Source organism: Macrococcus carouselicus, assembly GCF_004359515.1.
Lineage (GTDB): Bacteria > Bacillota > Bacilli > Staphylococcales > Staphylococcaceae > Macrococcus > Macrococcus carouselicus.
Genome location: NZ_SCWD01000001.1, coordinates 644,087 through 657,750 on the forward strand (window position 1 = coordinate 644,087; position 13,664 = coordinate 657,750).

A 13,664-nucleotide genomic window follows, 5' to 3' on the forward strand; every position below is an offset into this window, starting at 1 on the left:
ACGTCCAAAGGACGTGGTTATTATTTTGAATAAATAATTTCATCATTGTCAACGGTGACGTTAAGCGTGTCATCCTCAAAATACCAGGTATCCTTTGAATCCACGAAGTAGGTGAGGCCACCAACTGTTTCATGATAGCTGTCTGCCGGCAAATGCTCTACAGTGAATGCAATGCCGATTCCTTGTTTCAGCTGAAGGTCACCGCCATAACGCGGATAAAACTTAATGGCCATATCATCAGACAGAGCGAGTTCCTCCTGAAACCATTGCTGTGCTTTATCATCGAGATTAATCTTCATCCATTATCACATCCATTTAATTTTAGGTTCTTCGTGTTTCATTATACGGCTAATATTAGTATGATGTCTAACGATAATGATAACCATGATAATAAATGAAATCAATGTGACGATCCAGTCGCCGAATGCAATGGCCGCGATAAAGTTAATGATGCTGGCTATCATACTGGCTAATGAGACATATTTGAAAGCATAGAGCACACTGAAAAATGTCACAGCTGTACCAATAAAGAGAATTGGATTAACAGCCAGAACAACTCCGGCAGAAGTTGCCACTGCTTTACCACCCTTAAACTTCAGGAAAATAGAAAAGACATGACCCAGTACTGCAAACAGTCCGACGATAATACCATGCACTTCGTTATGAAAGATAAAAGGAAGTAAAGCAGCTATCACACCTTTTGACATATCGAGTAAAGTGACGACGATCCCAGCTTTTTTTCCGAGCACTCTAAACGTATTGGTGGCACCTAAGTTACCGCTGCCGTAATTTCTGATGTCTTTGTTGAACAATGTTTTGCCGATCATTAAACCGGGTGAGATGCTGCCTATAAGGTAGGCAAGAACAAACATAAATATAGTTGACATACAAGCACTCCTTTTAATAGCAGGTACTAATAGTTTACCATAGACCGCTCAAGCAGACATTATTTAATACAAGAAAAACATCACTATAATTAAATTATAAATTTATTATGTAAACTAATATAAAACTTGATTTTTTTAGAGAAATATAGAAGAATAATGATTGTATAAAATTTTAACGAACATATGTTTGTAGGAGGAACCGATTTGGTACAAAACAATCAATATAATGATGAATCAATACAGGTCCTGGAAGGTTTAGAAGCTGTCAGAAAGCGGCCAGGTATGTATATCGGTTCGACTGATGGCCGAGGATTACATCATCTTGTCTACGAGATTCTTGATAATTCAATAGATGAAGCATTAAATGGTCATGGCTCAGCAATTGAAGTGATCTTAAATAAAGACGGTAGTGTGACCGTAGCTGATAATGGACGGGGGATGCCGACAGGGCTTCATAAGACCGGCAAACCGACCCCTGAAGTGATCTTCACTGTACTGCATGCCGGTGGTAAGTTCGGTCAGGGCGGCTATAAGACAAGCGGAGGGCTGCATGGTGTAGGGGCATCAGTTGTAAATGCGCTCAGCTCATGGCTGGAAGTGACCATCTATAACAACGGTAAAATCCATCAGCAGCGTTTTGGGAATGGGGGAATACCTGCAACCACCTTAAAGGAAGTCGGCAAGACTAAACGCACGGGGACAACGGTCACTTTTATGCCGGACCCGACAATCTTCAAGCAGACGGTCAGCTTCAACTATGATACTTTAGCTGAAAGGTTGCGTGAGTCTGCGTTTCTGCTGCAGGACCTGAAGATCACTCTGACTGACAAGCGTGGTGATGAAGATAAAGCGGAAGTCTTTCATTTTGAGGAGGGACTGAAAGCATTCGTCGCATTTGTCAATGAAGGGAAGGAGTTCCTTCATGACGTCGTAATGTTCAAGGGAGAGTCAGCTAGCATTGAAGTGGAGGTGGCCTTCCAGTATAACGATCAGTATAGTGAAACCATTCTGTCGTTTGTCAATAACGTCCGCACGAAAGACGGAGGGACGCATGAGGTAGGGATGAAGACAGCTATGACGCGTGTCTTCAATGAATATGCCCGTAAGATCGGAGAGCTCAAGACAAAGGACAAGAATCTGGACGGCAACGATATTCGTGAGGGTATGACTGCGGTTATCTCCGTGAAGATTCCTGAGGAGCTGCTGCAGTTCGAGGGTCAGACGAAATCCAAGCTCGGTACAAGTGAAGCACGCGGTGCAGTCGACAGCGTTATTGCGGACCAGCTGCCGTACTTCCTTGAAGAGAACGGCAAGTTATCACAGACGCTTGTCAAGAAGGCTGTCAAGGCCTCTCAGGCCCGTGAGGCGGCAAGAAAAGCACGTGAAGAAGCCCGAAACGGCAAGAAAAAGAAAAAAGACACACTTCTTTCAGGTAAACTGACACCCGCACAGAGCAAGAATACGGAGAAGAATGAGCTTTATCTTGTCGAGGGTGATTCCGCCGGTGGATCCGCGAAACAAGGACGAGATCGTAAGTTCCAGGCGATTCTGCCGCTACGTGGTAAAGTGATCAACACTGAGAAGGCCAAGCTTGAGGATATCTTCAAGAATGAAGAGATCAATACAATCATTCATACAATCGGTGCAGGTGTCGGCAATGATTTCACGCTGAAGGACAGCAACTATAACAAAGTCATCATCATGACTGATGCTGATACGGACGGTGCCCATATCCAGGTGCTGCTCCTGACGTTCTTCTTCAACTATATGCGACCGATGCTGGAAGCGGGTCGCATCTATATTGCACTGCCGCCTCTCTACAAAGTGTCTAAAGGGAAGGGCAAGAATGAAGTGATTGAATATGCCTGGACAGATGAAGAACTGCTGGATGTTCAGAAGAAAGTCGGGAAAGGCTTTATGCTGCAGCGTTATAAAGGACTCGGTGAAATGAATCCTGACCAGCTGTGGGAGACAACGATGAATCCCGAGACTCGTACTTTGATCCGTGTGCAGATAGACGACGAGGTACGTAGTGCGAAGCGACTGACCACTCTGATGGGTGATAAAGTAGAGCCGCGTCGTGACTGGATTGAACGTCATGTTGAGTTCGGCATGCAGGAAGATGCCGGCATACTGGAGAATGATGAAGTACAGCTGCTGAAGGAAGAGGAAGATATTTCAATCATTGAAGACGCTGAGTTAGGAGATGAAGTATAATGGCTGAACAGATACAGATACTGCCTCTGGAAGAGGTCATCGGTGACCGATTTGCACGTTACAGTAAATATATTATTCAGGACCGTGCGATTCCGGACGTCAGAGATGGACTTAAACCGGTACAGCGTCGTATTTTATTTGCGATGCATCAGGAAGGCAACACGTTTGAGAAGAACTTCAGAAAGAGTGCGAAGACGGTCGGGAATGTCATCGGGAATTATCATCCTCATGGTGATACATCTGTCTATGATGCGATGGTCCGTATGAGCCAGGACTGGAAGCTGAGACATGTACTGATTGAGATGCACGGGAATAACGGCAGTATTGATAACGACCCGCCTGCAGCCATGCGTTATACAGAGGCGAAGCTGTCCAAGCTGGCAGACCTTCTGCTGAAAGACATTCAGTATGAGACGGTTGACTACGTTCAGAATTTCGATGACACTGCGATGGAACCTGTCGTACTGCCCGCAAAATATCCGAACCTGCTCGTCAACGGCTCCACAGGTATCTCGGCAGGGTACGCGACTGATATACCGACTCATAATCTGAAAGAGGTCATCGATGCGACACTTCTCGTCATGGATAACCCGAAAGTCGATATCGACCGTTTGATGGAAGTAATGCCTGGACCAGACTTTGCGACTGGCGGCATTATTCAGGGTAAGGCGGGGATTAAACAGGCTTATGAAACCGGAAAAGGGAAGATTGTCATCCGCGGTAAAGTGGCGATTGAAGAGCTGCGCGGTGGACGCAGTCAGATCGTTGTCACTGAAGTTCCTTATGAAGTGAATAAAAGCGTCCTCGTTAAGCGTATCGATGAGCTGCGTGCGGATAAGAAGGTCGACGGTATACTTGAAGTGCGTGATGAATCAGACCGCGAAGGGCTGCGCATCGCAGTCGAGCTGAAGAAAGGTGCCAATGCAGAGGGGATTCTGAACTATCTCTATAAGAACACGGAACTGCAGATCAATTATAACTTCAATATGGTAGCCATCAGCGACCGCAGACCTAAGCAGCTCGGTATCAGAGAGATGCTGGACAGCTATATCAGTCATCAGTACGAGGTGGTCACAAGACGCAGTGATTATCAGCTGCAGAATGCACAGCGTCGCATGCATATCGTTGAAGGTCTGATCAAGACATTATCAATTCTTGACGCAGTGATTGCCGTCATCAGAGAATCAACGAACAAACAGAACGCAAAGGAAAATCTGGTTCACCAGTTTGATTTCACCATGGAGCAGGCAGAAGCCATCGTCAATCTGCAGCTCTACCGTCTGACAAACACAGATATCATCGCATTAGAGAAAGAACATCAGGATCTGACAGCGAAAATCAAGGAGCTTGCTGATATTCTCGCAAATCCTAAAAAGCTGAAACAGGTTATCAGGAAAGAACTGAAGCAGGTACAGAAAGAATACGGTGAGGAAAGACTCAGTCAGATTGAGGATAAAGTCGCCGAACTCAAGATTGCGAAAGAAATCACTGTTCCTAACGAAGAAGTCATGGTCAGCCTGACACGCGACGGCTATATCAAACGTACATCATTCAGAAGTTTCGGCGCCAGCGCAGTCGATGAGGTGGGTGTTAAAGAGGGTGACTCACTTCTGACTCATGTGCAGACGAATCTGCAGCACACACTGCTCGTCTTTACGTCAAAAGGACATTACCTCTATATTCCAGTGGTCAAACTTCCAGACATTAAATGGAAGGATCTCGGGACTCACGTTTCTCAGATCGTACCGCTCAAAGAACAGGATTATGTGATCGGTATGGAGACAGTTGAGTCATTTGATGATGAGGCAGTGGTTATCTCTGCCACCAAACAAGGGCTGATCAAGAAGACAATCCTTAAAGATTATCAGACAAGCCGTTTCGCGCGTCCGATTGTCGGTATCAAGCTGAAGACTGATGATGAAGTGATCTTCACACAGAAAGTGACGGGTGATGCATCTATCGTTGTAGTGACTAAGAATGGCTATTCGCTTGTCTATAGTCTTGATGAGGTCAGTGTCCAGGGTCTGAAAGCAGCGGGCGTGAAGTCAATCAACCTGAAGGAGGACGAAGTAGTCGCAACAGAAATATTGACTGAAGGTGATTTACTGATTGCCACGCAGCGTGGTGCAGTGAAGCGGATGAAACTTAATTTTGAGCAGTCCAAGCGCGCTAATCGCGGACTGCTGCTGCTGAAAGAACTGAAATCACATCCTCACCGTATTGTGAATGCCGCAATCGTGCAGCCTGAACAGCATTATACTCTGATTTCAGATAAGGACGAACAGGTGACAAATCCTGTTAAATCAGTACGTCTGACTGAACGCTATACAAATGGCAGCTTTATCGTAGATGAAAATAAATTCGGTCAAGTAACAGCTATGAGGGTCACTGAATAAAAAAATTTGCTTTAATATGAATCCTTTTGTGCTAAAATACGGATTGTACGTATTTTTTCACAGGAGGATTTTTATTTGGACTTCAATAACATTAATTTTGATGCACTGATACCCGAATGGTTTAAGACAGTCGTTTCAACCGGTAATGATTTAATCTGGACACAGTTCCTGATTGGACTTCTACTGCTGGCCGGCATCTTCTTCAGTCTGAGTTCACGATTTATTCAGTTAAGATGGCTGCCGGAGATGTTCCGTGTCATCGGTGAGAAGCCTGAGACACTGGATAGCGGAGAGAAAGGTATTTCGTCATTCCAGGCTTTCGCAATCAGTGCTGCCAGTCGTGTCGGTACAGGTAATATTGCAGGTGTTGCGACGGCCATTGTACTGGGTGGTCCTGGCGCTGTATTCTGGATGTGGGTGATTGCCTTCTTCGGTGCAGCATCGGCATTCTTTGAAGCAACACTCGCTCAAGTCTACAAAGTGCCTGATAAGGAAGGTGGCTTCCGCGGAGGACCTGCCTACTATATGGAACGCGGACTTGGCCAGAAGTGGCTGGGCATGGCCTTCGCAGTGCTGATCACCATCACATTTGCTTTTGTGTTCAATACTGTACAATCGAATACGATTGCTGAAAGCTTGAATACACAGTACAGTGTGGCACCGTGGGTAACAGGACTTATTTTAGCACTTATTACTGCTCTGGTTATTTTCGGCGGCGTACGCTCAATCGCTAAAATTTCTTCTATGATAGTTCCTGTTATGGCTATTCTCTATATTCTGCTTGTGTTATTTATTCTGCTCACGCATGCTAATATGATTATTCCGATGATCGGCTCCATCATCAAAGGAGCGTTCGGTATGGAACAGGCTTTCGGCGGGGCACTTGGTTTCACTATCATGCAGGGAATCAAACGCGGTCTGTTCTCGAATGAAGCGGGTATGGGTTCTGCGCCTAATGCAGCGGCGACTGCAGCTGTCTCTCATCCGGTCAAACAGGGTCTGATTCAGTCTCTCGGCGTCTTCTTTGATACGATGGTTGTCTGTACAGCGACTGCCATCATGATTCTGCTGTATACAGGTCTTGAATACGGTGAAAAAGCGACACAGGGCGTTGCTGTCACTCAAGCAGCACTTAACAGTCATGTCGGCACGTTCGGCGGTGTATTCCTGACTGTAGCAGTCTTCTTGTTCGCCTATTCATCTGTAATCGGCAACTATTACTATGGTCAGTCCAATATTGAATATCTGACTCAGAACAAAGTGGTGATGTTTATCTTCAGACTGCTTGTTGTCTTTATGGTGTTCTTCGGCGCAGTTGTGAAGGTTGAGACCGTGTGGGCAACAGCTGACTTATTCATGGGTCTGATGGCGATTCTGAATATCACGGCTATCATCGGTCTTGCTCACGTCGTCTTTGAAGTGGCACGTGACTATGCAGACCAGCGAAGAAAAGGCTTAAATCCTGTCTTCCGAACTAAAAATGTCAAAGCTGATCTGTCATCAGTAGATACCTGGGGAGAAAATCCCTATCACTCCGATGGTGACAATAAATAAAGGGCATAAAAACAAGACTGTGCTTCACGCACAGTCTTGTTTTTATGCAAAGATGGATTTGAAGAAATTAGCAATTGCCTGGAAGAAGGACTGAATCGCTGTGACAAACTTGTCCCATACCCCTTGCTCCTCGAGCGAGTCTTTCAGTTCTTTACCCGCATCCTTTGCTTTATCAGCTGCATTCTTGAATGTATCCGAGTTTTTGATGTCATTGACATAGCCTGTCGCACTATCGATGATCTTATCAGCATTTTCGCCTGTAAAGACCCCTTGCTGCTGTGCGTTGTTAATGAAGTTGACGATGATGTTGATCTGGTTATCATTCAGTACGTTGTTCAGCCCGTTATTGTTGATCTTTTCAGTGACGACATTCTTGATTTCGGTGACTGACAGATTGCCGCCCTGTTCAGCGATCTCAGCCTTTGCTTCTGCAATAGCTTTATTCAGCTGTTCCTGTGAGAAGCCATCCTTATTCTGATTCTCTTCAGTGATTGTTGTGATGGAATCAAGTTCATTCTGGGCAGCCTGTGTCTGACTCTGATCGATGGCTTCACCTTGTGCTTCAAATGCTTTGTATACGCCTGCAAGTGCGCTTTCACCGGTTACGTCCTCAGCAGCGGCAATTTTAACGTCAGCATCTGTGACACCTGCAGTCAGAAGTGCATTTTTGTAAGTATCCTCAGTGATTTTTGTGATTTTGCCTTTTGACTGATCAATGCTAAGTGTCAGTCCCGATCCTTGTGCGAGCTTTTTAATTCGGATACTTGATTTCAGTACGTCATCAGAGGACTGTAAATTCAGGTATTTTCCGAGATCAGCTGCATTGACATAAGTGATTTTATCACTATCTTTTGTGCCGAGCAGGTCATGAGTTGTATTCTGCAGAGCAGTATTGGATTGCAGCGCGGCCCCGAACACTGTCACTGCTTCTTCCCACGCTTCCTCAGTCACAGCATAAGTCGGCTTTGTTAAAGTCAGTAGCAGGACAAGTGTCAGAACACCGGTCAGAAGGCGCAACGATTTTTTCATTTATGTCATCTCCTTTTTATATGGACTTATATTCGTTATACTGAGATATAAGCTTAAAAATATTATAGCATTGATTAAGAGTTCTGCCATGGGACTTAAGTACGAGGTGAGATATGGGGAGTTATCGAGTTGAAAAATCTCTTAATAATAATGTGCTGATTGCGACATATCACGGAGATGAAGTGATTCTGATCGGCAAGGGGATCGGCTTCAGTAAGAAGAATGGCGATATCATCGATACGGATGAGGTGGAGAAAGTGTATGAACTGAAGACCTTTCAGGATCAGCAGCGCTACAGAACATTGATGGATATCGGTGATGATGAAGTGATGAAGGTGATTTTAGAGGTAGTGGACAAAATCAGGGATCTGATCGACGAAGAGGTCAGTGATACACTTCTTCTATCTCTGACAGACCATATTCTCTTTGCGATTAAAAGATATGAAGATAATATTTTCATTTCAAATCCGTTCAGCAATGAAACAGAAGCGCTCTATCCACGTGAATACAGTGCAGCATACATAGCAGTCAGTATGCTCAATAAACAACTGAACATCAAATTACCGGAGACAGAAGTCGGTTTTATTGCGCTGCATATTCATTCTTCAATCAGTAAACAGAGTATACGCGATATGAACCTGATGACAGAAGTGGTGTCAAAAGCTATCCAGATTATTGAGTACGATCTGAAGATTCAGGTGGACAAGAACTCGATTATCTATACACGTTTTGTCAGACATATCAGCTTTGCAGTGCAGCGTGTCATTGCAAATGATTCTGCACCGGAACAAAGAAATTTAGAAAACCTATTGAAAGTTCAGTATCCTATCTGTTATAATGTGGCTATTAAGATAGTAAAAATGATGCAGTCATTGTTGAATAAACCGGTCTATGAATCAGAACTTGTTTATCTCACCATGCACATACAGCAATTCAATACTGAAGCTTCAGACGTGTAACTGATTATGCAGGCATGAGTCGACAGCTGGTACAATGGGACCAGTCCAGACTCATGCTTTTTTGTATCATTTTTACGGTCTTGGTAAAAAAAACTTAGGAGGATTTACAATGTTTAAAACGTTATTCGGACAACTGCAGCGTATCGGTAAAGCGCTGATGCTGCCGGTTGCCATCCTGCCCGCTGCAGGGATTCTGCTCGCATTCGGTAATGCGATGCATAACGAACAGCTTGTTCAGTTTGCACCTTGGCTGAATGCTGAATTCTTCGTGATGCTGTCAGGTATCATGGAATCTGCCGGTCAGGTCATCTTTGACAACCTGCCCTTATTATTCGCAATCGGTACAGCACTGGGTCTGGCAGGTGGAGACGGCGTAGCAGGGCTTGCTGCATTAGTCGGCTACCTGATCATGAATGCCACGATGGGTAAAATCAAAGGGATTACAATTGATGATATCTACAGCTACTCTGACGGTGCCAAAGTCCTGGGACAGGCAGCGAAGGAACCAGCCAATGCCCTTATTTTAGGGATTCCGACATTACAGACCGGGGTATTCGGTGGTATCATCATCGGAGCCGTGGCAGCATGGTGCTACAATAAGTTCTTCAATATCACTTTACCTGCTTTCCTCGGGTTCTTTGCAGGGAAACGTTTCGTTCCGATCATTACGTCAGTGATGGCTATTATTACGGGTATTATTCTTTCTTTAATCTGGCCGCCGATTCAGACAGGTCTGAATGAATTATCGCAGTTCCTGCTCGATAAAAACTTGGTCCTGACGACATTTATTTTCGGAATTATTGAACGTTCACTTATTCCTTTCGGCTTACATCATATCTTCTATGCGCCATTCTGGTTCGAATTCGGTCAGTATACAAATGCTGCCGGCAATATTGTCCGCGGTGACCAGAGTATCTGGATGGCTCAGATGAAAGATGGTGTACCGTTCACTGCAGGTATGTTCACAACGGGTAAATACCCATTCATGATGTTCGGTTTACCTGCTGCAGCCTATGCGATCTATCGTCAGGCTCGCCCGGAACGTAAGAAAGTCGTCGGTGGTCTGATGCTGTCAGCAGCATTGACATCATTCTTAACAGGGATCACAGAGCCGCTTGAATTCTCATTCCTGTTCGTTGCACCGATTCTTTATGTCATTCACGTGTTATTGGCAGGTACTTCATTCCTGATCATGCATTTACTGCATGTTAAGATCGGTATGACATTCTCAGGTGGATTCATCGACTATACATTATTCGGTCTGCTTAACTGGGATCGTACGAATGCACTTATGGTTATTCCGGTGGGTCTTGTGTATGCCGTGATTTATTATTTACTCTTTACATTTGCTATCAAGAAATTCAACTTGAAGACACCAGGACGTGAAGTGGAGGAAGCTGTCACAAAGACTTCTGAAGCTGGTGAACTGCCATTCGCTGTACTTGATGCAATGGGTGGAAAAGAGAACATCAAGCATTTGGATGCTTGTATCACACGCCTTCGTGTAGAAGTTAAAGATAAAGCAAAAGTCGATACAAATGAGTTGAAAGCGTTAGGTGCTGCGGGTGTTCTTGAAGTCGGTAACAATATGCAGGCTATCTTCGGTCCTAAGTCTGACCAGATCAAGCACGAGATGGCACGTATCATGTCTGGTGAAATCTCACGTCCTGACCAGGCACACATCGAGGATGCACCAGATGAAGTGGTCTTCGAAGGAAATTCAGAAGTGACTGAAGTCTTTGCACCGATTACGGGTGAAGTAGTGGATATCACTAAAGTCCCTGATGAAGTGTTCGCAGGAAAAATGATGGGTGACGGTGTAGCGATTCTGCCTGAAAGCGGAGAAGTCTTTGCACCATTTGATGGTGTCGTTAAGATGGACTTCCCGACAAAACATGCACTTGGTCTTGAATCAGAAGAGGGCGTAGAAATGCTCATTCACTATGGTCTTGAGACGGTTGGCTTAAAAGGTGAGGGCTTTGAAGTGCTGGTGAAACCTGGCGATAAGATTGCTATCGGACAGCCTTTACTGAAAGCTGATCTTGATTTCATCAGAAAGAACGCAAAAAGCGACATCACACCAGTTGTATTTACTAATTTAGGCAATAAACAGATGCTTGATGTTCAATATGGTCAGGTCAAGCATGGCGACAAATTAATGGAAATCAAATAAAATGAAGGCTCTGGGTGACCAGAGCCTTTCTTATGGTCTTAATATTATTATAAATATATTATGTAAACTTTATATTGTATAATTTAAAAAAGTATATAAGGATGAATCGGGTAGTTATAACTTGAATGATGATCCGGACTATAAAGAGAATCTGCCTTTATAAGTGTAATTTTTTTCTATTCTTTGAAACTACTTGCGTTTTAAATTTATTTTGGATAAGTTAAGGGTAGGGTTTCTGAAGATTGGAAGAGGGTTAACATGAGTACGAATAAGAATTACAAACGCAAGAAAAAAACACGACTTCGCAAGCTACCATTTATAATTCTTGGGTTCTTATTACTATGTGTACTGCTTGGATTATGGGCTAAGTCAAGCTATGAAAGTGGTATTCAGTTTGCCAGAGACCATGGTAAGCAGGAGAAGAAGTATGAGTTTAATGGTCCGATTGAAAAAGATGGAAAAGTCAATGTCCTGATTCTAGGACAGGACCGTGTTGTGGACGGTTCTGCACGAACAGATTCAATTATGGTTGCCCAGTATGATTATCTCCATAAGAAAATGAAAATGATATCTGTCATGCGGGATATTTATGCAGAGATTCCTGGCTATCAGAACTACAAGATTAATACGGCATATACACTAGGTGGTCCTGAATTATTGCGTCAGACGCTGAAGAAAAATCTGGATATTGATCTTGAGTATTATGCTATAATCGATTTCAAAGGCTTTGAACAGATGGTGGACGAATTGTCACCTGACGGGGTTCCTATCAATGTTGAAAAAGATATGTCCGAAAAAATTGGTGTTGAATTGAAAAAAGGCCAGCATAATCTCTCTGGTAAGGAACTTCTAGGCTATGCGCGTTTCAGAAACGATGAAGAATCAGACTTCGGACGTGTCAGACGTCAGCAGCAGGTGATCAAAGCGCTGCAGAATGAGATTATTTCGTTATCGACGGCACCTAAAATACCAAAGCTTGCAGGTATTGCGAGAGGATATGTTGACACAAACATGACCAACGGTGAAATCTTTAAAACAGGCGCGTCATTTGCTATTAGAGGTGACAAAGATATTCAGACGCTAGTCGTACCGGTCAAAAACAGTTTTACGTTCCAGGATATATACGGTGTCGGGAGTGTACTTGATATCGACAAGGAAATGAACAAAAAAGCGATAAAAGAATTTCTTGATAAATAAAAGGATCGTACTCGTTAGTGAGTACGATCCTTTTATTTATTCTTCAGTCTTAAACCTGCCGCTGACTGCATAACGGTCCTTTTTAAGTTCTTCAACGAATACATGGATATTTTCTTTCGGTGCATTGGCATTTCTGCTGACAGCTTCAGTTACTTCTGAAACCATTGCTTTCAGCTGTTCTTCTGAACGGCCTTCAACTAATTCGATTGTGATAAACGGCATTATTTGTTCTCCTTTTCAAACATTTTATAGATCGATGAACCTTGACCGTCTTTCCAGTCATGAAATTCATCCGCTTCCATAAATTCTAGATTGACATCCACTACATGAGGCTGTTCTAAAAGTCTATAAGCGATTTCTTTCTTGATTTCAGATAACTTCCTCAAATTGAACTCCACGTGAGGTGTCTCAAGAATCGCCTCTAAATGAAGGTCTTCGCCTTCTTTCAGGACCGTTAATCGTTTGATATCAGTCACATATTCATTTTCAAGGATGATTCTTGATGCCTGTACTTCCATCTCCTGATCAGAGACACCGATTGCGCCCGCCGCATTCTCAAGGAAGACACGTGCAACAACGAAGAACATCATCAGACCGATGATCACAGATACGATACCTTCAATCTGGCCGAATCCTGTAAGACGTGCAGCGATAATAGCGATAAGGGCAAACACACCACCCAGAGTCGCAACTGTATCTTCCATAAAGACTAATTTAGTTGCAGGTTTCGCTTTATTCAGATTTATGTAACTTGTCGTAAACGGATGCAGTCCGGTTGTGGGTTTATGGTCTTCCTCCAGTACTTCTTTGCCTGCTTTATATAGAACTGCGGCTTCTAATATAATACCAATCAGAAGGACCCCGGCATTAACCAGGAAATGTGTGAAGTTCTGATCACCAGTGGTCGGATGCTGGATATGGTGAATCCCTTCCAGAACAGTTTCGTAAGCTAAAATAGCGACAATGATTACGGCGAACAGACAGACGATATTAACAAGTCGTCCATAACCAAACGGAAACTTTTCATTTGGGTCCTTTTTGGAGACGGCTGAACCGACCCAGACAAACAGCTGATTGGCTGAATCCCCTAAAGAATGCATCATCTCTGCGAACATCGCGACGTTACCTGTGAATAGATAAGCACCAAATTTCAATATACCTAATATAAAGTTAACGATAGCAGCCATTAAGGAAGACGTGCTTCCTTTTTTCAATAATCTAAATAATCCAGTCATCTCTTTAGCTCCTTTTT

The 13,664-nt window shown here is 43.8% G+C and carries 11 protein-coding genes; 6 read left to right on the forward strand and 5 right to left on the reverse strand.

What is annotated here, in order from left to right:
* Window positions 1-20: 20 nt before the first annotated feature.
* Window positions 21-299 (reverse strand): HesB/YadR/YfhF family protein, encoded by a 279-nt coding sequence (locus tag ERX40_RS03170; RefSeq protein ID WP_133417047.1) that lies wholly within the window; start codon window positions 297-299, stop codon window positions 21-23.
* 6 nt (window positions 300-305) lie between these two features.
* Window positions 306-887 carry a glycerol-3-phosphate 1-O-acyltransferase PlsY gene (gene plsY / locus ERX40_RS03175; RefSeq protein WP_133417048.1) on the reverse strand — a complete coding sequence of 194 codons (582 nt, stop codon included), beginning with the start codon at window positions 885-887 and terminating at the stop codon, window positions 306-308.
* A gap of 204 nt (window positions 888-1,091) precedes the next feature.
* Between plsY and parE the strand changes: the two genes are divergently transcribed.
* The 3 genes from parE (at window position 1,092) to alsT (ending at window position 7,054) form a co-directional block, all read left to right on the forward strand.
* On the forward strand, window positions 1,092-3,104 hold the full coding sequence (gene parE, locus ERX40_RS03180; RefSeq protein ID WP_165980637.1) for a DNA topoisomerase IV subunit B: 2,013 nt from the start codon (window positions 1,092-1,094) through the stop codon (window positions 3,102-3,104).
* Window positions 3,104-5,500, forward strand: a complete 2,397-nt coding sequence (gene parC / locus ERX40_RS03185; RefSeq protein WP_133417050.1) for a DNA topoisomerase IV subunit A — start codon at window positions 3,104-3,106, stop codon at window positions 5,498-5,500. The genes parE and parC overlap by 1 nt, the downstream gene beginning before the upstream one ends.
* Window positions 5,501-5,575: 75 nt before the next feature.
* Window positions 5,576-7,054 (forward strand): glutamine transporter AlsT, encoded by a 1,479-nt coding sequence (gene alsT, locus ERX40_RS03190; protein WP_208001647.1) that lies wholly within the window; start codon window positions 5,576-5,578, stop codon window positions 7,052-7,054.
* A 42-nt stretch (window positions 7,055-7,096) separates the two neighbouring features.
* On the opposite strand, the gene ERX40_RS03195 is transcribed toward alsT, so the two are convergent.
* Window positions 7,097-8,083: a DUF1002 domain-containing protein gene (locus tag ERX40_RS03195; protein ID WP_133417051.1), complete on the reverse strand. Its 987-nt coding sequence runs from the start codon at window positions 8,081-8,083 to the stop codon at window positions 7,097-7,099.
* A gap of 113 nt (window positions 8,084-8,196) precedes the next feature.
* Here ERX40_RS03195 and glcT point away from each other — a divergent pair, with 113 nt between their 5' ends.
* The 3 genes from glcT to ERX40_RS03210 all read left to right on the forward strand — a co-directional run bounded on the left by glcT (window position 8,197) and on the right by ERX40_RS03210 (window position 12,412).
* Window positions 8,197-9,042: a glucose PTS transporter transcription antiterminator GlcT gene (gene glcT, locus ERX40_RS03200; RefSeq protein ID WP_133417052.1), complete on the forward strand. Its 846-nt coding sequence runs from the start codon at window positions 8,197-8,199 to the stop codon at window positions 9,040-9,042.
* Between the two features lie 109 nt (window positions 9,043-9,151).
* Window positions 9,152-11,215: a glucose-specific PTS transporter subunit IIBC gene (gene ptsG / locus ERX40_RS03205; RefSeq protein ID WP_133417053.1), complete on the forward strand. Its 2,064-nt coding sequence runs from the start codon at window positions 9,152-9,154 to the stop codon at window positions 11,213-11,215.
* Between the two features lie 258 nt (window positions 11,216-11,473).
* Window positions 11,474-12,412, forward strand: a complete 939-nt coding sequence (locus ERX40_RS03210) for an LCP family protein (RefSeq protein WP_133417054.1) — start codon at window positions 11,474-11,476, stop codon at window positions 12,410-12,412.
* 36 nt (window positions 12,413-12,448) lie between these two features.
* Here ERX40_RS03210 and ERX40_RS03215 read toward each other — a convergent pair whose 3' ends face one another.
* Together ERX40_RS03215 and ERX40_RS03220 are read right to left on the reverse strand one after the other, a co-directional pair.
* Window positions 12,449-12,634 (reverse strand): 2-hydroxymuconate tautomerase, encoded by a 186-nt coding sequence (locus ERX40_RS03215; RefSeq protein WP_133417055.1) that lies wholly within the window; start codon window positions 12,632-12,634, stop codon window positions 12,449-12,451.
* The gene (locus ERX40_RS03220) at window positions 12,634-13,647 is read right to left on the reverse strand and encodes a cation diffusion facilitator family transporter (RefSeq protein ID WP_133417056.1); all 1,014 of its coding nucleotides are present in this window, start codon (window positions 13,645-13,647) and stop codon (window positions 12,634-12,636) included. The genes ERX40_RS03215 and ERX40_RS03220 overlap by 1 nt, the downstream gene beginning before the upstream one ends.
* Between the last annotated feature and the right edge of the window lie 17 nt (window positions 13,648-13,664).